Consider the following 20,605-nt stretch of genomic DNA (forward strand, 5'->3'; position numbering starts at 1 on the left):
ACGTCTTCCCCAACCCGAAGGGCACTCTCAGCGGGCGAGCACCCCGGCGGACACCTCAGCCGGCGAGCAGCTGCTTCACGACGGCGGCGACGCGGCCGCCCTCCGCCAGGCCCGCGACCTTCGGGTTCACGATCTTCATGACCTGGCCCATGGCACGCGGCCCCTCGGCGCCGGCCGCCTTCGCCTCCCCGACCGCCTGGGCGACGATCTGGTGCAGCTCGTCGTCGGAGAGCTGCTTCGGCAGGTACTCGGCGAGCACCTCGCCCTCCGCCTTCTCCCGCTCGGCCTGCTCGGCGCGGCCGCCCTGCGCGAACGCCTCGGCGGCCTCGCGGCGCTTCTTCGCCTCGCGGGTGATCACCTTCTGCACCTCGTCGTCGGACAGCTCGCGCGCCGTCTTGCCCGCGACCTCCTCCTTCGTGATGGCGGAGAGGGTGAGCCGGAGCGTCGAGGAGCGCAGCTCGTCACGCCCCCTGATCGCGGCGGTGAGGTCTTCCTGCAGCTTCGACTTGAGCGTGGTCATGCAGCGATTGTCGCAGGTACGCATTGCCCTACGCCCCTTGATTTCCGGGACCTGCCGGGTCTGACACGATGGGCGTATGCGCGCGCAATACGGGGTTCCCCTGAAAGTGACAGCAGGCATCACGGCGGCGGGCGCCGCCGGACTGATCTACGCGGCGGGGTTCGAAGCCCGTTCGTTCCGTCTCCGACGGGTCACGGTCCCGGTGCTTCCCGCGGGGATGCGCCCGCTGCGCGTCCTCCAGGTGTCCGACATCCACATGGTCGGCGGCCAGCGCAAGAAGCAGCGCTGGCTGCGCTCCCTGGCCGGCCTGCGCCCCGACTTCGTGATCAACACGGGCGACAACCTGTCCGACCCGGAGGGCGTGCCGGAGGTCCTGGACGCGCTGGGCCCGCTGATGGACTTCCCGGGGGCGTACGTCTTCGGCTCGAACGACTACTACGGCCCCAAGCCCCGCAACCCGGTCCGCTACCTCTTCGAGAAGGCCCGCGGCGCCCACGGCCTCAACGGCAACGCCCCCGCGGTCGGTGTCGTCCACAACCCGTGGGAGGACCTGCGCGACGGGTTCGACTCGGCGGGCTGGCTGAACCTGACGAACACCCGGGGCGCCCTCAAGATCGAGGGCATGGAGATCGGCTTCACGGGCCTGGACGACCCGCACATCAAGCGCGACCGGTACGCGCACGTGGCGGGCGGCCCGGACTCTGGCGCCGACTTCTCGATGGGCATCGTGCACGCTCCGTACCTGCGGGCCCTGGACGCGTTCACGGCGGACGGCTACCCGCTGGTACTGGCGGGCCACACCCACGGCGGCCAGGTCTGCATCCCCTTCTACGGGGCGCTGGTCACCAACTGCGACCTGGACACGGACCGCGTGAAGGGCCTGTCGACCCACGAGTCCGAAGGCCACCGCTCCTACCTGCACGTCTCAGCCGGCTGCGGCGCGAACCGCTACACCCCGGTCCGCTTCGCCTGCCCCCCGGAGGCGACGCTCCTGACCCTGACCCCCGGACCCTGAGAAAACCGGATTTCGTCTACGGCCGCCGGTCCGCTAAAGTAATCGATGTCGCCACGACCTGCAGAACAGCGGGACAGTGGAGCAACGACATCGGGGTGTAGCGCAGCTTGGCAGCGCGCTTCGTTCGGGACGAAGAGGTCGTGGGTTCAAATCCCGCCACCCCGACAGCTGAAACACCAGGTCAGGCCCGGTTTCCTTCTCAGGGAACCGGGCCTGACTCGTTCTCTGGACCGGCTCGGGGAGTGAGCGGGGAGTGGATCATGAAAACCCCACTGCCCGGGAGTACTGAACCGAGTGCGAGGCACGCGCCCTCGTGGCCAAGCGCCGCAACTCAGTTCACCCGCCGCGTCCTCATTGGGGCACTCGCGGCGGACCCGTCCGTCGTGCCTGACGGCTCCAGGGCCGCTACGTACGCGGGTCGAGGTGTCGCCTCCCGCACCCGACGGAGCCCCTCGGAAGCAGCAACATGGCTGCTGACAGAAGGCTCAGCCCTGCGCGGAACTGGCGGGACACCATGCCTTCGTCTCCCAGATGTACCAACCGACATTGCGCGGCGAGTAGAGCGTCGCGTTGTGCTCAACGCCCTCGGTGCAGTTGGCGTAGTGGGACTCCGTACCGGACGTCTCGGAGGTGAACGTCGACTTGCCTGAGTGCGAGGTGTTGTTGATGTTGGCCTGTGTGGCACCCACGCCCTTGTGGCAGATCCCGTGCTTCGCGGTGGACTCCCAGGAATATCCGGCCTCACAAGGCACGGCCGGAGGAACCTCGGGGGCCTTCGGAGGAGTCTCCGTGGGGACCTGGACTTCTTCGCTGGCGCCCTCCTCGTCGAGGTCCCCCTCCTCGGGCTCCGCCGGAGGCTCCGTGTGCACGACCACAGGTTCGGGCGTCCGAGCCTCCGCGAAAGCCGGGCCTGCTGTACCCAGCACGGCTATCGCAAAGGTCGGCGCAAGCAGCAGCGACGCCGCTCTTGTAAGGCGCATCAAAGTTCCCCTCCGGGTCAGGCGAGGGGCGGACTACCTGCGGCGATCCCCCCGATCGCAGGCCTGATCTTGCAGTGCACCGCATTACAGGACAAGGCCGTTGGGTGGGTGAGGCGTAGGACGATCCCGCGCCGCCACCACCGCCGGCTCCGGCCCCGCCCGGGCTGCCGGAGCCGTTGGTACCGGAACCGCCCACGACGGTGATCCCGGTCAGCCGGGTGACCCGGGCGGGGTGAGCACGAACTCGCCGCCGCTGTCGCCCGTGACCGTGTACGTGCGGGTGACGACGTTGCCGCTGGTCCGGGCGGTGATTCCCGCGGCGAAGTCGCCGGAGGCTGTGCCGCGTTCGGTCCGTGCGTGCGCAGGCGTGGCCATCAGCAGGGGGCCGGCGAGACATGCCACCGCGACCGCGACGGTCAAAGCCAGCATCCGCAGCGAGGTGCGTCGTTCGCGACCTGAAGTCATGTGCCCGTAGCGGGCCTTGACATGTGCCGACATGTGGTGTCCGTCTCCTTGAGACTGAAAGGTGCATCCGCCCTGCACTGTCACCCTTCTCAGCCGGGTGGGCGCGCGGGGAAGTGCCGGATCGAAAAAGGCCGTTCAGGCTTCCGCGGCCCCCAGGCAGCTGAACAGATAAGCCCATGATCGGCAGGCCAACACACCGTGACTGCAGCCAAAGTCCACGCAGCGGGACTACGTCACCGGCGGCGCCAGGGACAGCACACGGCATCCGCCCTCGGGCGACACCGTGGAAATGACACGCGCCTGTGAAGGGCTCCCAGCCGTGTCAGGCGGGCGGGGCGGGCAGGGCGGTGTGTTCCGCGCCTGTATCGGGACTGGGGTTATCGGGGCAGGGTTTGGGTCACGCGCCACAGGCGGCGGGGGAGGGCGCCCTCCTTGCGAAGACCGCGTCGGCGTGGGCGTCCGCGAACGGTAGTGGTTCACGCACGTCGTGCGTGGCCGTGGCCGTGGTCGTGGTCGTGCTGCATGCCCGTCCTGGTGTCACGTCCGTGTCCGTTCCGCCCCGTGGCGGGGGCTTCGGACGGCCGATCCTGGCATGCTGCGGTCGCGGCGCTGGTCACTCCCCGGCGGACCGTCCGGGCGTGAGCAGTTCCAGCGTCTCCTCCCAGCGGAAGGAGGCGGCGGCGCCTTCGGCCTTCGGCTGGTGAGGTTCGTGCGAACCGATCAGGATGCCCATGCCGCGCAACCGGTCCAGGCTCTGGCAGTACGCGGGGTGGGCGGCCTGGGCGGCGTTGAGGTACGGAAGGACGGCGGTGGGGGTGCCGAAGCCGTACGCCTCTCACAGGATGCCCAGCGCCAGGGTGTCGGAGATGCCTGCCGCCCACTTGTTGATCGTATTGAAGGTGGCCGGCGCGATCGCGTCGGCGGGCGGCAGCGGGCGCGGGTCACCGGGGGCGCGCCAGGCAATGGGGCCTCCCCTGCTCGAACGAAGTTGAGAGCTCGGGGACGGATCGGATAGCCGGTCTGCGCCTCGACCGCCTCGGCGTCTATGAAGCCGAGGCCCTGCGGGGTGGCCACGACGCCCACATCCCGGTTCGCCTCCTGAGCGGCCGTGATCAGCTTGCCGACTTCGCCGGCAATGCCGGACGCGCATACGACGACGTACGGGAAAGGGTTCTTGGGCTGTCGGACCGGCGGGTGTAGGTGGTGGACTGGTTGGTCACTCACTTGGGGCCTCCCCGTTCGCGGCTCAGGCGGTGCCGTTCGGGCAGCGTACGGCTGTGGGCTTGGCGGCTCGGACCATCGCTGCGTGCATTTTGTCGGCTACGGCGTGGGGCGGGGTGATGTCGACGTCCGTGAACCCGGCCGACTCCAGTCCCTCCCGGTACTCGCTGAAGGACAGAGCGCCGGCGATGCAACCCACGTAGTCGCCGCGTTCGGCCCGCTGGGGAGAGGTGAGTTCGTCGTCGGCGACGACGTCTGAAATACCGATGCGGCCGCTGGGGGCCAGGACCCGGAACATCTCGGCGAAGGCCGCCTGCTTGTCGGTGGACAGGTTGATGACGCAGTTGGAGATGATCACGTCGACCGTGTTCGCGGGCAGCGGGATCGCCTCGATCGTGCCCTTGAGGAACTCGACGTTCGAGGCGCCGGCAACAACTTCGGGCTCGCCATCGCGGTCGCCATCGCGGTCGCCATCGCCACCTTCGGCGCCACCAGCGGCCAGGCCCTCGCCGGTGTCGTCGGTCCGCTCATCGAAGTGCCGGTTCTCGTCGGCCTCGTTTACGTCGCCCTGGCCGCCCGCCGCTATTTCCCCCAGCACGGCCCCGCCGGTCGCCGAACCCGACACCTCCGCCACCGAACCCGCCCACGCCCTCGCACCCGCGCCCGCACCCGCGCCCGCGCCCGCGCCCACGCCCACGCCCACCAAGGAAGGTCCCGCTCGTGCCTGACCCCAAGCCCTCCGTGCTCTTCGTCTGCGTCCACAACGCCGGGCGTTCCCAGATGGCCGCCGCCTGGCTCACCCACTTCGCCGGCGACCGCGTCGAAGTCCGCTCCGCGGGATCCGCCCCCGCCGACACCATCAACCCCGCCGTCGTGGAAGCCATGCACGAGGCCGGCATCGACATCTCCGCCGAGACGCCCAAGATCCTCACCGTCGAAGCCGTCCAGGCATCCGACGTCGTCATCACCATGGGCTGCGGCGACACCTGCCCCGTCTTCCCTGGCAAGCGCTACCTCGACTGGAAACTGGACGACCCCGCCGGTCAGGGCGTCGCCGCCGTACGGCCCATTCGCGACGAGATCGAGTCCCTGGTCCAGGATCTGATCACGGAGATCGCTCCCCAGTAGTCCCGCGGATCCCAACTCACCGCCGCCACCAGGGTCTTTCGTTTGGATCAGGCCGGATCAGGGAGCGGGGTCCGATCCAAACGAGAGGCCCTAGGCCGTGAGTTCGCCGCTGAGCTTCTCGTGGATCTGGGCGCTGGGCTGGTTCAGGCCGATGATCTCTACGGTCTTGCCGCGCTGCTCGTACTTCGTCTCGATCGCGTCGAGGGCAGCTACGGAGGAGGCGTCCCAGATGTGGGCGGCGCTCAGATCGATGACGACCTTGTCGGGGTCGGTGGCGTAGTTGAACCGGCCGACGAGGTCGTTGGAGGAGGCGAAGAACAGTTCGCCGGTGACGCGGTAGACGACGGTCGCGTCGTCGGGGTCGGTGACCGCGGTGACCTCCGCGAAGTGGGCGACTCGCTTCGCGAAGACGACCATCGCGGTGATCGTGCCGACCACGACGCCGATGGCGAGGTTGTGGGTGCTGACCACGCACACGACGGTGATCACCATGACGGCGATCTCGCCCGCGGGCATCCGCTTCAGCGTCTTGGGAGCGATGGAGTGCCAGTCGAACGTCGCGAAACACACCATGACCATCACCGCGACCAGCGCGGCCATCGGGATGTCGGACACGATCGGGCCGAAGACGATGCACAGCACCATCAGGAACGCGCCCGCCAGGAACGTGGACAGACGGGTGCGGGCGCCGGAGACCCGTACGTTGATCATCGTCTGGCCGATCATGGCGCAGCCGCCCATGCCGCCGAAGAAGCCGGTGACGATGTTGGCGATGCCCTGGCCGACGGACTCGCGGGTCTTGGAGGAGTGGGTGTCGGTGATCTCGTCGACCAGCTTGGCCGTCATCAGCGACTCCATCAGGCCGACCAGCGCCATGGCGAGTGCGTACGGAGCGACGGTGGCCAGCGTGTCCAGCGTGAAGGGCACATCCGGCACGCCCGGCACCGGCAGGGACGAGGGCAGGTCTCCCTTGTCGCCGACGGTCGGGACCGCGATCCCCGCGGCAACGGTGATGACGGTGAGGATGACGATCGACACCAGCGGCGCCGGGATCACCTCGGTGACCTTGGGGAAGAACACCATGAGCGCCAGGCCGCCCGCGATCAGCGGGTAGACCGGCCACGGCACGTCGTGCATCTCGGGGACCTGGGCCATGAAGACGAGGATGGCCAGGGAGTTCACGAAGCCGACCATCACGCTGCGCGGCACGAACCGCATCAGCTTCGCCACTCCGAGGGCGCCGAGAACGATCTGGAAGACGCCCGCCAGGATGACGGCGGCGACGAGATAGCCGAAGCCGTGCTCGCGGTTGAGCGGGGCGATGACCAGGGCCACGGCGCCGGTCGCGGCCGAGATCATCGCCCGGCGCCCGCCGACGATCGCGATGGTCACGGCCATGGTGAAGGCCGCGTACAGACCGATCGCCGGATCGACCCCGGCGATGACCGAGAACGAGATCGCCTCCGGGATCAGGGCCAGGCCGACGACCAGGCCCGCGAGAATCTCGGTCCGCCAGACCTTCGGGTCGGACAGCCAGTCGGGCTTCAGACCACGCAGCCGGGCCACCGGGGACAGTGCGGCGGTGGACGGTGCGGACGTGGACGGTGCGGACGCGGAGGACGGTGCGGGAGTGGACAACGGAGGAGGAACCTGTCGTGCTCGGGCACGCCAGGCGTCATCTGAGGCGGCGTGCGTGAGGGCGCGGGAGGACGGGCGGCTGTCCGCGGCGTCCGCGAGCAGCGGACTGAAGTCACTGGCGGCGGGCACCAGCCGTAAGAGCTGGGCGCTGCTCCAGAGGCGAACTGCCGGCGAAAGGTCACGGCGGGCAGGCGGCGGCGCCGAGCATCATGGGCATCCGCTCGCTCGCTCTCTCCTGCTGGCATCGGTCTTCGGTCTTCGCCGGGGGCGCCATCGGCCCCGACACGGCAGAAGGTGCGGGACGTAGCCCGCACCCTGGAACCAGCAATTCTACGGCGCGTTCTCAGGGCGGTTTCCGGCTCCGCACCGAGGCCGACATCGCACGCCGCCCCACCGCTCTCCCTCTCCCTCCCCCTCCCCCGGAGGGCCCTGGCCCGCTACCCCGCAGCGACCGCCCGGCCCTGCGGGCCATGTCCCGTCACAGCGCCGATCACAGCTGCAAGCGCCGAGGTCACGACCAGGCTCCCCACCATGACAAGCCCCACGCCGATCACGAAGAGGCCGCTCGCGTCGTCCGACCAGTCGTAGTACGCGGCCACGGTGAGACCGGCCGTGGGGCCGAGCACGGCGGCCACCGTGTAGCGCCGGGATGCCGCCCAGTACACCGGTGGCAGCAGGGTCAGTACGAGACCGATCACCTGCCACGCCTCGTACGGGCCGGTCGTCGAGCCGTCGGGGTGCACGTCACGTTGCTGGTCCCAGCCCAGCCAGCCGGCCCACGCCGCCAGTGCCACCGCGGCCGGCGCGATGACCGCCAACAGTTGGAACGTTCGCTTCGGCAGTCGCTCATTCGTATCCATGGGCCAAGGGTTTCGGCTCACGCCATGACCGCCCAGAGCGCTGGTACTCACCTGTGACCGAGTACCGAGTACCGAGTACATCCGGCACACGGCCGAACCTCCCCGTCAGCCCCATCAGCCCCTGACAGGTCCTGTCAGGGGCTGTCAGGGGCTGTCAGCCGCTTGTCCGCCGTCTGCCAGCGGCGCTCGGCATCGTCGTAGTCACCGAGAACGACGACAGCAAAACCGACAGCGAAACCGACAGCGTCAGGAAGAGGGAGGGAGAGGGAGGGAGAGGCGATGTCATATGCCATCCGGGCCGAAGGGCTCGTCAAGCGGTACGGGGACATGGTCGCGCTGGACGGGGTCGACCTGGAGGTGCCCGCCGGGAAGGTGATCGGCGTCCTCGGGCCGAACGGCGCCGGCAAGACCACCACCGTGCGGATCCTGTCCACGCTGATGCGGCCCGACGCCGGGCGCGCCACGGCCGGCGGGTTCGACGTGGTGAGGGACCCCGCCGCCCCCGTCCACGACGCGAACACCGGCCTGCTCACCGTGCCCGTCGCCGATCCGATGCTCGTCTCGGCGCTCGTCCGCCGGCTGGACGGCGCCGGGATCGCCGCCGACGAACCGGGCCTGCGCCTCCCCAGCCCGGACGAGGTCTTCCTCGCCCTGCCGCCCGATCGCCCGCCCCGGGACGGGCGATTCCGTACGACTTCGGTACGCCTCTCGGGTGGGCGGGCCGTCACGCCCGTTTCCCCCGGCACCCGACGGCCGTTGCTGAAGGCATGATCTCCACACGACGTGTTCTCGCCGCGGTCGCTCTGGCCGCCGGCGCCTCCGCTCTCGCCATGCCCGCGGCCGAGGCCGCTCCCGTAGGTCCCCTCGGCAACATGAAGCCGATCAGCCTCAACGACCTCACCACCAGCGGCATTCCGGCCGAGCACAGGGCCGAGATCCCCACGGTGAACGAGCAGCTCGGCGGCCTGAACCGGCTGAACGAGCTGCACCAGGTCACCGATCTGGTGGCGCCGGTGACGGGGCTTCTGCCGTCGGTGAGCTAGCGAAGCCGGTTAGCAGAAGCCGTAAGCAAAAAACGGGCACAGAAAAGTGGGGGCATCCGGAATCCGGTTGCCCCCACTTTCGTGGCTGCTAGTCGTTGGCGACGCCGTTGGCGGACAGGACCGGGACGTCGTCCAGGATGTGCGACAGCGGCTCGTCGCCCTTCGCCTGGGTGGAGTTCTCGACACACTGCTGGTTCTGCGGGGCCGACAGGACCGGGATGTCCTGGACGGCGATCGGCACGAGGCCGACCAGCGAACCGACGTTGGCCTTGGCCGGCAGACCGACGCAGGGCTTGTTGAGCGAGCCCTGGACGAGCCCGAGCTGCGGGCTCATGGCACCGTACGTCGAGGAGTTGCCGAACGACTGCACAGCGTTATTGCCGCTGTTCGACGTGGTGCCCGTGTCGTCCCCGACGGCGAGGGCCTGGGGGGCGGCGACTGCCGACATACCAGCGACGGAGGCAGCGATGGCCGCGGTTGCCCACAGTTTCTTCATGGTGAATCCCTTCAATCGGCGGGCTCCGGTCACGGAGCCGCATGGTCATCAACTGAGCCGGGCTGATGCGGTTTCGCGGTGCAACCCGATTGGCCCAGCGCACTTACGGTCAGGAACAGGCCGGCGTGTTCCCGCGCACCGCCGTTTCGACCCCGATGCGCGGGAGGTCGGAAGGCTGCACGGTGGAGTTGCGGGGGGGTGCCTCTATGTCTTTCGTCAAGCGAGGCGTGGGGTTCTTGGTTCGTAGAAGGTGCCGTCGCGGAGCATCGCGAAGAGCACGTTGATGCGTTGTCGGGCGAGGCGGAGGAGGGCTTGGGTGTGGGTCTTTCCTCTGGCTCGGCATTTGTCGTAGTAGGTGCGGGAGGCGGGGTCGTGCAGGGCGGCGAACGCGGACAGGAACATCGCGCGTTTGAGCTGACGGTTGCCGCCGCGGGGTGCGTGTTCGCCGTGGATCGAGGTCCCGGACGACTTGGTGGTCGGGGCGAGTCCGGCGTAGGAGGCGAGGTGGGCGGCGGTGGGGAAGCTGGTGCCGTCGCCGATGGTGACCAGCAGTGTGGCGGCGGTCCTGACCGCAATCCCCGGCATCGAGGTCAGGACCGCGGAAAGAGGGTGTGCCTCCAGCAGGGCGCTGATCTGGGCTTCTGCCGCGCGGCGTTGTTCGTGGACGGCGCCGAGCGAGCGGGCCAGGGACGGGATGACGATGTCGAGGGTGCCCGTGCCGGGAACGACGACGGTCTGCTCGTTGATCGCGTCGAAGACGTCGTCGATCAGGCGCGTGGCCATGCGGGGCGCCTTGGGCCGGATGACCTCAACGAGCCTGCGGCGTCCGGCCTTTCGCAGTGCGGCCGGGGATCCCTAGCGTTCGAGCAGCCAGGTGACGGCCTGGTGGTCCAGGCGCGGCCCGAGCACGCGTTCCAGGCTGGGGTGGAACTGGGTGAGCAGGCCGCGGATCCGGTTGCTGGTGCGGGTGGCTTCGGCCGCGAGGTCTTGGTCGAAGCCGACAAGGACGGTGAGCTCGGCGGTGATCTCGTCGGTGAGTTCGAGCGAGCGCAGGGTGTGGGGCATGGTGCGGGCGGCGTCCGCGATCACGGCCGCGTCGCGGGCGTCGGTCTTGGCCTCGCCGGGGTAGAGGTCGGCGATCCGCCGCATCGACAGGCCGGGCAGATAGGCAACCTTGCAGCCGGTGTCCCGGGCGACCGTCAGGGGCAGGGCGCCGATCGAGGCGGGCTGGTCCACGATGACCAGGACGGTGCCGAACTTTTCGCGGAGCTTGTCGAAGACCTGCCGCAACTTCGGTTCGGTGTTGGGAAGTTGCTTGTCGAAGACCTTCTTGCCGGCAGGGGTGAGTCCATTGCCGTGGTGGGCGCTCTTGCCGACGTCCAGGCCGAGGAAGACGCCTATCTCGTCGCTGTCGTTCACGCCGTCCTCCCGAACGGGTTGGTGCGGTGCTGGCCGGGGCGTTGGCGTCGTGCGCGCATCCACGTTATGCAGACCTGCCGCCCACCAGGTGCCGGGCATTGCGCTCGGCGGGGCGGTAGTCGGACCTCTCATCAGCGTCTCCAACGGCGCCTCTCGGGCCCGGTAGCACCACCCCCCAGGTCATGCCCTCGACAGGGGGGAACAGCCATGCCGGGCCCGGAGGCCAGCGGCCCTCTTGCAGGACCGCGGAAAACATAACGGGGGGTGAGGGTCCGGTCCTGGTCGAGCGTGGCGAACGTCTTCTCCGCCGCCGCCTCGTCCCACTCCAGGGTCGTGCCGACGCCTTCGATGACCGGGTTGAACCCGGCGACGGGCACGACGGTGAACTCGGTCTGCGCGGCGGGCAGCCGGCTGAGGTCGCTGCTGAGGGAGACGAGCTCCTGCGGCGTAAACCCCTGGTCGACCTTCGTGGCACCGAGCACCGTCCGCGCCAGGCCGATCGCCCTGCCCGGATCGGCGGGGATCCCGCCGGTGGCGAGTCTGTGCGTGACGCTGATCAGGAAACGGTGCTGGCGCTGGATCCCGCCCCAGGTCGGCGCTTGCGTCCACATGGCGCGAGCGGACGTACTGCAAGGCCTGACCGCCCCCGAGGCGGTGCCGACCGGGCCGGAGGTCGAGCTTGGTGGCCGAGTCGGACAGCCGCCTCGGGGTGCAGACGTCCACCCCCTCGACCGCGTTCACGCTGTCGATGAACCGCCTGAAGTCGATCTGCAGACAGTGATCGACCCTGAGGTTCGTCATGGCCTCCACCGTGCGGACCGAGAGCGCGGGACCGCCCTCCGCGAAGGCCGCGTCGATCTGCGCGGGGTGGGCGGGGAACTGCTCCCCGGTGCCCGGGTCCCGGTGCGCGGGGATCTGCGCCAACGACTCCCTGGGGAGGCCGACCACGCTGACCTGGTCACGCCGCTTCGAGACATGGATCAGCATCAGCGAATCGGTGCAGCCGCAGGCGACGCCACCGACGTGGAACTTCTTCTGCTCCTGGCTCGAGATGGTGTCCCGGCCGTCCGTCCCCATGAGCAGAATATTTGTGCCGGGGCCCTCGGCAGGCCGATTCACGGCGCCGCTGAACGCATCGACCCGCTGAATCCCGCCCGGCAGAGCGGAAACAGAATGACCCGCCACGGAAACCGCCGTAGCGAGAAGTACGCCCAGGACTGCCGCACCCAGGCAGACGCTTCTCCGACGGCTCATTCGTGAAGGGCGTTTCATCACCTGATTCGCTCCACAGCAGAGGGACAGAACTGACCGCACCGTATGCCAGCTGCCGAATAGCTTGAACGGTGACCGCCCCGCGCGCCGCCGGGAAGTAACCCTTTCGCCCTAAAGGGAACTGTTTCGGCTTCCGGAGAAGATGGAACAGAGAGCCAGAGATCGCCCCGAGGAAGGCGAAGTGCTGTGCCGGAGAACAAGAACCGCCGACCACCCAAGGGCTTTATTCCGCAGAGCCGGGAGTCGCCCGAATACCGAATCGACGAACCCCTTTACGGGGCGCTGTTCGACAACTGGAGGCAACGGGGCAGAACGCTTCCCGGGCAGCCCGACCGGGAGTGGGACGAGATCGTCGCCCGGGACATCTGGCCCCGCGACGGCCAGGGCCGTTGGGCCGCCGGACAGGCGGACGACCCAACGGAATGAGGCCGCGGCTCAGTCGTTGGCCGTGCCGTTGGCCGACAGGACCGGGATGTCCTCGAGGATGTGCGAGAGCGGCTCGTCACCCTTGGCCTGCGTGGAGTTCTCGACACACTGCTGGTTCTGCGGGGCCGACAGGACCGGGATGTCCTGCACGGAGATCGGCACGGCGCCGACGAGCGAACCGACGTTGGCCTTGGCCGGCAGGCCGATGCAGGGCTTGTTCAGCGAGCCCTGGATGAGCGCCATCTGCGGGCTCATGCTGCCGTACGTGGCGGAGTTGCCATAGGCCTGCTGGGCGCCGACGCCGCTCGTGGACGTGGTGCCACCGTCGTTGTCGATCGCCATGGCCTGGGGGGCTGCGACCGCCGAGATACCGGCGACCGAGGCGGCGACTGCTGCAGCCGCCATGACCTTCTTCATCATGATGAATTCCCTTCTCGTTGCCCCCGACCCGGGAGCCCCCTGCCCAACTCCGATTTACGCACATGGTTGTCCGGGTTCACTCTGACGGGTTCGCCCGGGCGTTGCCGAATAAATGACTATCAGCAGATCGCTATCTGCACGTGCAGCCCGACCGAGTGAAGTGCCGCAACCATTCCGGCCGAGGCCCTGTTGTTCGGGCAGCGTTAACTGGCGTCTGTGCGAAAAGGAACTGGAAATGCTTAAGAAGGCAATGGCAGCGGCTGCGGTCGCCGTTTCGGTCGTCGGCGTCTCGGCTGCGGCCGCCCCTCAGGCTCTGGCCCTCGGTGACGACGGCAGCACGACGTCCACGAGCGGCGTCGGCGCCCAGCAGGCGTACGGCAACTCCGCCACGCACGGTGCCCAGAGCCCGCAGCTCGGCGCGGTCCAGGGCTCGCTGAACAAGCCCTGCATCGGTCTGCCGGTCAAGGGCAACGTGGGCCCGCTGTTCGGTCTGCTGGTGCCGGTCGCCGTCCAGGACGTCTCGGTCCTGTCGGCCCCGCAGAACCAGCAGTGCGCTGAGAACTCCACGCAGGCCAAGGGCGACGAGCCGCTCTCGCACATCGTGGACGACATCCCGGTCCTGGCCGCGAACGGCGAGCGAAACGGCTGATCCACCAGCCCCGGGAACCCGGGCCGCCCGCCTTCTCCGGCGCGGCGGCCCGGTTTTCTTTGCCTTGTGAGCCCTTCTTTAACGCGGACGGCTCAGTTCCCTTCCGCCTCACGGCTCGTTTTCACACCGAGGTAATGACCTCAGTCATGAACGACGCGAGAAGGGTAAGAGAGTGAATCTCAAGAAGAGCGCGACGATCCTCGCCGGCGCTGTGCTGGCCCTGGGCATGGCCGCTCCGGCGTTCGCCGACACGGGTGCCGAGGGTGCCGCGTTCGGTTCGCCGGGGGCCGTCTCCGGCAACGTGGTGCAGGTCCCGGTCGACGTCCCGGTCAACCTGTGCGGCAACACCGTCGACGTGATCGGCGTTCTGAACCCGGCGCTCGGCGACGGCTGCGCCAACGACGACTGATCGACGCCGCGGCCGTCGGGCCGCGGCTCCGCCGGCCTTGGACACGTCTCGTACTCCAAGGCCGGCTTTCATCTGCGAGCAGGAAGACAACTTGATGCGACAGGCCCTGAACTTGGGAATGGTCGCGGCAGCGGCCGCGACGAGCATTCTGTCCCTGCCGGGCTCCAGTGCGTTCGCCGCGTCGGGCGCAGACGGGCAGGCGGCGGGCTCCCCCGGCATTCTGTCGGGCAACACGGTCCAGGCCCCCCTGGACGTCCCGGTGAACGCGTGCGGCAACACGGTCGACGTCGTCGCCGCACTCAATCCGACCTTCGGCAACTCCTGTGAGACCAGCGGGAGTTCGCGGCCGTCATCCGACCGCGGAGGCGGCTCCGACCGGGCCGTCGGCGGAGCTTCCCACGGGACCGGGGACGACGGATACCGCGGCGGTGACGGCATGTCCGGGGGCGGTGCCCACGCCGAGAGTGACGCGCAGGGGTCGCCCGGCATCCTGTCGGGCAACTCCGTACAGGCTCCGGTGCACGCTCCCGTGAACGTGTGCGGGAACTCCGGGAACGTGGTCGGTGCGGCCAACCCCGCGACGGGCAACCACTGTTCCTCCGGAGTGGCCACCCCGGAGGAGATCTCCGAGGTGCCTCCGCCGCCCGTGCGTGCCGTCGAGCCCCCGGCCCCGGTGCAGCCGCCGACGACGCAGCGTCTGACTCCCCCGGACGTGAAGGCGCCCGTGCCGCACGCCCATGTCACGGGCGGGCACACGCAGTTGGCGGAGACCGGGACGGATCAGGATCTGCTGGCCGCCGCGGCGGCGAGTGCGGGGCTGCTGATCGGCGGCGGAATCCTCTACCGGCGGGGACGCGCCGCCGCCCGGTGACGTGATCGCCCTACGCCAGGCCGGGAAGAGCCGACGTTCATGCTCTTCCCGGCCGGCGGACAGGGCCGTTCGACCGCTTGCTGCCGACCCACGGCGTAATCGCCGACGGCTGACGGGGAAGGCAGCCGGACCCGTCTCACAACCGGGCCAGTCCACCACCGGGCGGCCCCCGCTGCGGAACCGATTCACCCGTTCGCCCGCACCGTCACTCCAAAGGACGCCACGGGCGCGAACGCACCCGCGGCGGTCCCGGTCACCTGTCCGACCGTTCAGCGGTCGGCCGTCGCCGGCGGGGCGTGCGCCGACCTGCTGCCCGGCAGTGTGGGCCCCGAGGGGCGCCCGCCGCGCAGTCGCCGCCGGACCCCGTCCACGAGATGCGGCACGGTGAACGGCGCGCCGTGCACTAAGCGCATCGAGGGGCCGAAATCCGCCGCCGTCAGGCCCGCGAGGAACACCCCCGGCCTGCGCCCTACCAGGAGGCAGCAGGTGGAGTTCCTCCCGCAGCCGGCTCACCGCAATGGCTCCCCCGTCGTCCATGGGAATGAGGACGGCCGGTCCCGCGACGCTCGCCGAGACCCGGCGCAGTGTGAGGTCCTCCAGGGAGGCATCCGGGCCCGGCGGCGGACGCTCCTCGCGGGGAACGCCGGTGTCGAGCACGCGGGGGACCCCTTTCCTGGTGATAGCCCCAACGGGCGACGCGAGAGGCGTGCGGGCCGGACCCCGGTTGGCGCAATACCCATTGGTGTGACTGAGTGTCAACAATGAAGGAAGTGCGGTACGAGGAGCAGGCATGTCCCCACAACGCCGAAGGACCCTGAGCCGGCGCATCCCCTTGATGACGGCCGCAATCTTCGCGTCAGCGGTGCTCGCGGCCGGTTCCGTCTCCGCCGCACCCGCCAAGACCCCTGCACCGGCACCCGCGCCTTCGCCCACCTCCACAGGCGGCGTGACGGATGCTCCGGCGGACACCTCGACGTTCCCCGCGTTCGGCGCCTACCTCGACTACGGGCCCAGAGGCGTGCAGCGCATGGAGCGGCTCAGCAAGTGGCTCGGCGGCTCCGAACTGCGCGTCGGGCACACCTACCTGCCGGGCGACCGGTGGAGCAACATCGAGGGCGCCCCCGGGTTCCTGGAGGACTGGGCGCAGTGGCGGCGCGAGCGGGACGACCGGCTCTTCGTGCTCAACGTGCCGATGCTGGAACGCAACGAGGAGCGCGTCTCCGACACGGAGGTCCGCTCGCTCCTCTCGCAGGGCGCGGCCGGCGACTTCGACGAGCACTTCCGGCGCCTCGCCCAGCGCCTCGTCGACCTCAAGGTCCCGGACACGGTGCTCGTGCCCGGCTGGGAGATGAACGGAACGACGTACACGCACCGGTGCGGGCCCGATCCGGAGGCCTGGAAGGCGTACTGGAAGCGGATCGTCACGACGATGCGGTCGGTGCCGGGGCAGAAGTTCCGCTTCGACTTCACGCCGACCCGTGGGCTCGACGCCGTGCCCTGGACCAAGTGCTATCCGGGCGACGACGTCGTCGACGTGATCGGCATGGACTCGTACGACCAGCCGGAGGGCAAGTCGTTCTCCGAGCAGGTCTCCGAGCCGTACGGGCTTCAGGAGCACGTCGACTTCGCCAAGGCGCACGACAAGGCCATCTCGTACCCGGAGTGGGGCCTGTTCCGTAACGGGGACAACCCGGACTACATGCGGCGCATGATCGAGTGGATCGACCGGTACAAGCCTCTCTACAACACGATCACGGACTACTGCCCGCATGGTGTGTGGCAGTGCGACGACAACCCCCGGTCGTCGCTGGTCTACCGCTCAATGCTCTCCGGCCGCCTGGAGCCGTCGGTGCCGTCGGTCCCCAAGCCGACCCAGCCCACACAGCCCGAGACACCCGAGACGCCTGAGACGCCCGAGACGCCTGAGACGCCCCAGAAGCCGCAGGTCACGTCTCCGGTGGCCCCGCCCGACTGCGCGCCGCTCAGCCTCGGCGACTGGGTGGAGTACTGGCTCGGCGGGAAGCTGTGCCTGCGGTTCGACTGGTGGTCGCGGCGCTCCTGACCCGCCGGAGCCCCGGCCGGTGGCGGCGGGGTCGTCACGACGTGCCGCCGCCCCGGGCCTTCCACGCGTGCAGCGCTCTCTTGCCGAGGCGGCGCGCCGCCACGTCGCCGACGGCGAGGGCGAGCCCCGCCGACGTGCCGGGTCGGGCCAGCACGAAACGCTGGTTGACGACGCTGCGGGGACGCCAGTGGTGCTTGTACGGCTCGTCGCCGCGCAGCAGGCTCAGGGATCCGGACGCGCGCTCCTGGGCGTACTCGCTGCACGAGCGCAGCAGCATCGTGGCGAGGTCGGCCTTGCGTTCGCGCAGGCCCGGATGGGCGCCGTACAGATATCCGCCGGTCAGGGGCGGGGACAGGAAGGTCAGGTCGGCGGCGAGGACCGTCTCGTCGATACGGAACTCGGTCACGACCGCGTCGCCCGACCTGGCCATGAGGGAGACCGAGCGGGTGAGGTGCTCGGAGAAGCGCGGTCTGAGGTGTTCCGTCGTCACCTTGCGCCCTTCCCACTGAAGTTGGTGCAGTTCGACCAGGCGGCGCACCGAGTCGTCGATCTGGTCCGGCGGCACGACGCGGCGCTCGATCCCGAGGGCGTCCAGCTTGCGCACCTTGGCGCGGGCACGCTGCGCGCGGGCCCCGGGCAGCCGGCCCACGATGTCGTCCATCGGTACGGGCGGCAGCTCCAGGCAGAGCGAGTCGTCGAGGCGGCGCCTTGGCCCCGGCCACCGGTCGTAGAGACGCTCGACGGCGCTTCCCGGGCGGGCCTCACGGAAGTCGATCATGTGGGTGCGGGCGAGCCGCCACAGCGCGTCGCCCAGCGCGCGGACCCGGCCGCCCTCACCATCACCGTCATCGACATCGACATCGACATCGTCGACGAGGACGTCGCAGAAGTCGGAGATGCTCCCGCCCAGCGGCACCAGGACCGGCAGGGGCCGCCACCGCCGCATCAGCGGCGCCGCGGCGACGAGCCGGCCTCCGTCCCTGACCAGGACCACGCACAGGCCACGCCCGGACCCGTACGAGAGCCACCACGAGTGCAGCCAGGCATGGCTCTGGAACGGGGTGGCGGTGCGCGACCTGCGGTACAGCGCCTCCCACTCGGGGCCCAGCGAGCCGAACCGGACACTGTCGGTGCACACCTCGGCCGACAGGCCCCCGCCCCCGGGCCGCATCAGATGCTCCCTTGCAGGTCCGCGGCCACCGCGGGCCCGGGGACGGTCGCCGCCGTCTCCGCCGGCTCGCGCCGGGGACGGACCAGCATCACGAGCCCGCCGAGGAGGCCGCCCGCGCTGGCGCCCACGAGCGCGGTCACCCTGGGGGACAGCGACGACGGCGCGGTGGGCTTCACCGCGCGCGAGAACTGGAGGAGCTTCACCTTGGTGCCGGCCTGCGTGTGGTTGGCGTCGTCGGTCAGCGCCCGCGCCACCGCGTTGGCCATGTCGGCGGCCTTGCGCGGCTGCGCCGACGTCGCCGACACCGCGACCATCGGCGCGTCCGGCGAGGTCTCGGCCCGCACGCTGTCCTGGAGCACCTTCACGGGCACGCCCGCCCGCACCTGGGCGTCGCCGAGGACCGCGATCTGGGTGGCTACGCGGCCGTAGGCCTGGGCGAAGCCGAGCGCGGTCGACGGGTCGGACATCTCGTCCGGCACCGCGATCACATAGCTCGTGGCGGAGTACTGCGGCGTCTTCAGCACGCCGTACAGGCCGCCCGCGAGGCCGCCGAGGAGGACCCCGGCCGCGATCAGCGACCACAGGGGGAGGCGCTTCACGCGGGCGGGCGTCGGGGCGAGGGGACCGGCCGGGCTGACCCGCCGGTGAGGAGCATCGGTCATCACTTACTCACTCTCGAACTCTCGAATCCGAACCGCCCAGGGCCGTCTCGTACAGCCGCAGGTGCTGTTCGGCGCTTCGGGCGATGCTGTAGTGGCGGGCTGCCGGGGACGGGGTGCGGCCGGAGGGCCGGGCCGCCACGATCCGCAGCGCCTGCCGTGCGAACGACTCCGGGTCGCCGGGGACGCGGACGGCCGTGGACTCCAGGTGCGGCGGCAGGTCCTCGACCGCGGGGCAGCTGACGTAGAGGACGGGCAGCCCGGAGGCGAGCGCCTCCACGACGGCGAGGCCGAACGCCTCGTCGTCCGACGGGGAGCCGAGCAGGTCCATCGCGCTCAGGAGGGCCGGCAGATCGGGGTCGCCGACGCGGCCCGACGGCGAGGCGTAGGGGCGCTCCCCGGCGAACACGACGCGGCGCACGACGCCCACGTCCTGGGCGAGCCTGCGCAGCCGCTCCTCCTCGGGCCCGTTCCCGACGAGCAGAAGCCTTACGTAGTCCGGCAGTCGGGCCAGCGCCCGGACGAGGACGTCGAAGCGCTTGCCGGCGACGAGGCGGCCGACTCCGCCGATGACGAAGTCGTCCCGGTGCAGGCCGAGCAAGTGGCGGGTGGCGTCCCGTAGCGCCGGGTCGTGTGCGAAGCGGTCGACGTCGATGCCGTTGGGCACGACGTGGATACGGTGCCGGGGCACCCCCCACCGCGCGAGGCGCTCGGCCACCGAAGGGGAGACCGCCAGAGTGGCCCGCCCCACCCGCTCGCCCGCCAGATAGAGCGCGCGGACACCGGCCGACAGCGGGCGCCCCTCCATCCGGCTCTCCCCCAGCGAGTGCTCGGTGGCGACCACGGCGCGGACCCCGGCGAGGCGCGCGGCGAAGCGGCCGTAGACGCAGGCGCGGTACAGGTGGGTGTGCACGAGGTCGTAGTGGCCCTCGCGCACGAACCTGGTGAGCCGGGGCAGGGCGCCCAGGTCGCGGTTCCCGGTCATGCCGAGGTGCACGACGCGGACGCCGTCGGCGGTCAGGCCGCGGGCGACGGTGCCCGGGTTGGTCAGCGTCACCACGTCGCTGTGGACGGGCAGATGGCGCAGCAGGAGCCGCAGCTGCTGTTCGGCTCCCCCGGTCCCGAGGCCCGTGATGACGTGCAGGGTTCTCATGTACGGGCCTCCGGCGCGGTGGACGGGCGGCGGCGCAGACGGTGCAGGCGCAGCTTCAGTTCGAGGCGCCAGGCCGCGTCCTCCTGGCCGACGTGGACGCGCGGCAGGGCGAATTCGCCGGTGAGGTCGCCCGGCGAGATGGCGCATGCGTAGCGGTATCCGGCGCGGCGGACGGCGTCCGTGGCACGGCGGTCGACGGTGCCGTAGGGGTAGCAGAAGCCGGGGACCTCGCGTCCGGTGAGTTCCTCCAGGCGTCTTCGGCTGTCCTCGGTCTCCGCGCGCAGGACGCGGTCGTCGACGTGGGTGAGGTCGACGTGGGTCAGGCCGTGCGAGCCGATCTCGATGCCCGCGGACACGGCGGTCCGGATGCCGCGTTCCGACAGGAGCGGCTTGCGCGGGCCCAGCGGGTCCCACTCGTTGACGCCGTCGAGGCGGCCGGGCAGGACGAACAGGGTCGCGCCGCAGTCGTAGTGGCGAAGCAGCGGCAAGGCGTTGTCGACGAAGTCGCAGTAGCCGTCGTCGAAGGTGAGCCCCACCAGGCCGCGGTCCGTGCCGAGCGCGCGGGCCTCCAGGAGCGCCGCCACGCCCACCCCGCGCAGCCCGCGCCTGCGCAGCCAGCGGAGCTGTTCGTGGAGGCGCTCGGGGGAGACGGTGACGCGGTACGGGTCGTCGCGGCAGTCGTCCACGGAGTGGTACATCGCAACCCACATCGGCGGCTCGGGGAGCAG

The 20,605-nt window shown here is 70.2% G+C and carries 21 protein-coding genes, 1 tRNA gene and 4 pseudogenes; 10 read left to right on the forward strand and 16 right to left on the reverse strand.

The features are described from left to right. Positions 1 to 55: 55 nt before the first annotated feature. Positions 56 to 520 (reverse strand): GatB/YqeY domain-containing protein, encoded by a 465-nt coding sequence (locus OG698_RS22905; protein ID WP_329571721.1) that lies wholly within the window; start codon positions 518 to 520, stop codon positions 56 to 58. Between the two features lie 76 nt (positions 521 to 596). On the opposite strand from OG698_RS22905, the gene OG698_RS22910 reads away from it, so the two are divergent. Next, positions 597 to 1,535, forward strand: a complete 939-nt coding sequence (locus OG698_RS22910) for a metallophosphoesterase (RefSeq protein ID WP_399968796.1) — start codon at positions 597 to 599, stop codon at positions 1,533 to 1,535. A 91-nt stretch (positions 1,536 to 1,626) separates the two neighbouring features. Further along, positions 1,627 to 1,700, forward strand: a tRNA-Pro gene (locus OG698_RS22915). Between the two features lie 320 nt (positions 1,701 to 2,020). Here the strand turns inward: OG698_RS22915 and OG698_RS22920 are convergent. From OG698_RS22920 to OG698_RS22935, 4 genes and pseudogenes are all read right to left on the reverse strand, one after another. Then, on the reverse strand, positions 2,021 to 2,404 hold the full coding sequence (locus OG698_RS22920; protein ID WP_406105075.1) for a hypothetical protein: 384 nt from the start codon (positions 2,402 to 2,404) through the stop codon (positions 2,021 to 2,023). A gap of 321 nt (positions 2,405 to 2,725) precedes the next feature. Beyond that, the gene (locus OG698_RS22925) at positions 2,726 to 3,013 is read right to left on the reverse strand and encodes a hypothetical protein (protein ID WP_406105077.1); all 288 of its coding nucleotides are present in this window, start codon (positions 3,011 to 3,013) and stop codon (positions 2,726 to 2,728) included. 580 nt (positions 3,014 to 3,593) lie between these two features. Further along, positions 3,594 to 4,204, reverse strand: a pseudogene (locus OG698_RS22930) (flavoprotein). A gap of 22 nt (positions 4,205 to 4,226) precedes the next feature. Beyond that, positions 4,227 to 4,898 (reverse strand): methyltransferase domain-containing protein, encoded by a 672-nt coding sequence (locus tag OG698_RS22935; protein ID WP_406105078.1) that lies wholly within the window; start codon positions 4,896 to 4,898, stop codon positions 4,227 to 4,229. A gap of 23 nt (positions 4,899 to 4,921) precedes the next feature. Here OG698_RS22935 and OG698_RS22940 point away from each other — a divergent pair, with 23 nt between their 5' ends. Then, positions 4,922 to 5,329, forward strand: a complete 408-nt coding sequence (locus tag OG698_RS22940; protein ID WP_406105080.1) for an arsenate reductase ArsC — start codon at positions 4,922 to 4,924, stop codon at positions 5,327 to 5,329. A 90-nt stretch (positions 5,330 to 5,419) separates the two neighbouring features. Here the strand turns inward: OG698_RS22940 and OG698_RS22945 are convergent, their stop codons facing one another. Next, a complete protein-coding gene (locus tag OG698_RS22945; RefSeq protein ID WP_406111224.1) occupies positions 5,420 to 6,904 on the reverse strand; it encodes a SulP family inorganic anion transporter in 1,485 nt (494 codons plus the stop codon). 500 nt (positions 6,905 to 7,404) lie between these two features. Next, positions 7,405 to 7,827 carry a hypothetical protein gene (locus OG698_RS22950; protein WP_406105082.1) on the reverse strand — a complete coding sequence of 141 codons (423 nt, stop codon included), beginning with the start codon at positions 7,825 to 7,827 and terminating at the stop codon, positions 7,405 to 7,407. 279 nt (positions 7,828 to 8,106) lie between these two features. Here OG698_RS22950 and OG698_RS22955 point away from each other — a divergent pair. Further along, positions 8,107 to 8,322: pseudogene (locus OG698_RS22955) on the forward strand (ATP-binding cassette domain-containing protein); the annotation flags it as partial. Between the two features lie 272 nt (positions 8,323 to 8,594). Continuing rightward, the gene (locus tag OG698_RS22960; protein ID WP_383089249.1) at positions 8,595 to 8,870 is read left to right on the forward strand and encodes a hypothetical protein; all 276 of its coding nucleotides are present in this window, start codon (positions 8,595 to 8,597) and stop codon (positions 8,868 to 8,870) included. Positions 8,871 to 8,958: 88 nt separating this feature from the next. Here OG698_RS22960 and OG698_RS22965 read toward each other — a convergent pair whose 3' ends face one another. The 4 genes and pseudogenes from OG698_RS22965 to OG698_RS22980 form a co-directional block, all read right to left on the reverse strand. Continuing rightward, the gene (locus OG698_RS22965) at positions 8,959 to 9,366 is read right to left on the reverse strand and encodes a rodlin (RefSeq protein ID WP_406105083.1); all 408 of its coding nucleotides are present in this window, start codon (positions 9,364 to 9,366) and stop codon (positions 8,959 to 8,961) included. A gap of 216 nt (positions 9,367 to 9,582) precedes the next feature. Continuing rightward, positions 9,583 to 10,785: pseudogene (locus OG698_RS22970) on the reverse strand (IS110 family transposase). A gap of 131 nt (positions 10,786 to 10,916) precedes the next feature. After that, the gene (locus OG698_RS22975) at positions 10,917 to 11,396 is read right to left on the reverse strand and encodes a hypothetical protein (protein WP_406111756.1); all 480 of its coding nucleotides are present in this window, start codon (positions 11,394 to 11,396) and stop codon (positions 10,917 to 10,919) included. Between the two features lie 28 nt (positions 11,397 to 11,424). After that, a pseudogene (locus OG698_RS22980) lies at positions 11,425 to 12,057 on the reverse strand (LCP family protein); the annotation flags it as partial. Positions 12,058 to 12,243: 186 nt separating this feature from the next. On the opposite strand from OG698_RS22980, the gene OG698_RS22985 reads away from it, so the two are divergent. Beyond that, the gene (locus OG698_RS22985; RefSeq protein ID WP_406105084.1) at positions 12,244 to 12,483 is read left to right on the forward strand and encodes a hypothetical protein; all 240 of its coding nucleotides are present in this window, start codon (positions 12,244 to 12,246) and stop codon (positions 12,481 to 12,483) included. Positions 12,484 to 12,492: 9 nt separating this feature from the next. Here the strand turns inward: OG698_RS22985 and OG698_RS22990 are convergent, their stop codons facing one another. After that, positions 12,493 to 12,903: a rodlin gene (locus OG698_RS22990; RefSeq protein WP_406105085.1), complete on the reverse strand. Its 411-nt coding sequence runs from the start codon at positions 12,901 to 12,903 to the stop codon at positions 12,493 to 12,495. 235 nt (positions 12,904 to 13,138) lie between these two features. Between OG698_RS22990 and OG698_RS22995 the strand changes: the two genes are divergently transcribed. The 4 genes from OG698_RS22995 (at position 13,139) to OG698_RS23010 (ending at position 16,894) form a co-directional block, all read left to right on the forward strand. Next, entirely contained in the window at positions 13,139 to 13,552 is a 414-nt protein-coding gene (locus tag OG698_RS22995; protein ID WP_406105087.1) for a rodlin, read from the forward strand. A gap of 226 nt (positions 13,553 to 13,778) precedes the next feature. Then, positions 13,779 to 13,961 (forward strand): chaplin, encoded by a 183-nt coding sequence (locus OG698_RS23000; RefSeq protein WP_406111226.1) that lies wholly within the window; start codon positions 13,779 to 13,781, stop codon positions 13,959 to 13,961. Positions 13,962 to 14,055: 94 nt separating this feature from the next. Continuing rightward, positions 14,056 to 14,832 carry a chaplin gene (locus OG698_RS23005; RefSeq protein ID WP_406105089.1) on the forward strand — a complete coding sequence of 259 codons (777 nt, stop codon included), beginning with the start codon at positions 14,056 to 14,058 and terminating at the stop codon, positions 14,830 to 14,832. Between the two features lie 790 nt (positions 14,833 to 15,622). Further along, entirely contained in the window at positions 15,623 to 16,894 is a 1,272-nt protein-coding gene (locus OG698_RS23010; protein WP_406105091.1) for a glycoside hydrolase family 26 protein, read from the forward strand. Between the two features lie 34 nt (positions 16,895 to 16,928). On the opposite strand, the gene OG698_RS23015 is transcribed toward OG698_RS23010, so the two are convergent. From OG698_RS23015 to OG698_RS23030, 4 genes are read right to left on the reverse strand one after another with little or no spacing between them, the layout of a single operon-like run. After that, complete coding sequence (locus OG698_RS23015) at positions 16,929 to 18,065, reverse strand: GNAT family N-acetyltransferase (protein WP_406105092.1); 1,137 nt, start codon at positions 18,063 to 18,065, stop codon at positions 16,929 to 16,931. Next, on the reverse strand, positions 18,065 to 18,727 hold the full coding sequence (locus tag OG698_RS23020) for a lipopolysaccharide biosynthesis protein (protein WP_406105093.1): 663 nt from the start codon (positions 18,725 to 18,727) through the stop codon (positions 18,065 to 18,067). The genes OG698_RS23015 and OG698_RS23020 overlap by 1 nt, the downstream gene beginning before the upstream one ends. Before the next feature lie 7 nt (positions 18,728 to 18,734). After that, on the reverse strand, positions 18,735 to 19,877 hold the full coding sequence (locus OG698_RS23025) for a glycosyltransferase (RefSeq protein WP_406105094.1): 1,143 nt from the start codon (positions 19,875 to 19,877) through the stop codon (positions 18,735 to 18,737). Further along, complete coding sequence (locus OG698_RS23030; protein ID WP_406111228.1) at positions 19,874 to 20,575, reverse strand: polysaccharide deacetylase family protein; 702 nt, start codon at positions 20,573 to 20,575, stop codon at positions 19,874 to 19,876. The genes OG698_RS23025 and OG698_RS23030 overlap by 4 nt, the downstream gene beginning before the upstream one ends. Positions 20,576 to 20,605: the final 30 nt, after the last annotated feature.

This window comes from Streptomyces sp. NBC_01003, from assembly GCF_045162695.1.
Classification (GTDB): Bacteria; Actinomycetota; Actinomycetes; order Streptomycetales; family Streptomycetaceae; genus Streptomyces.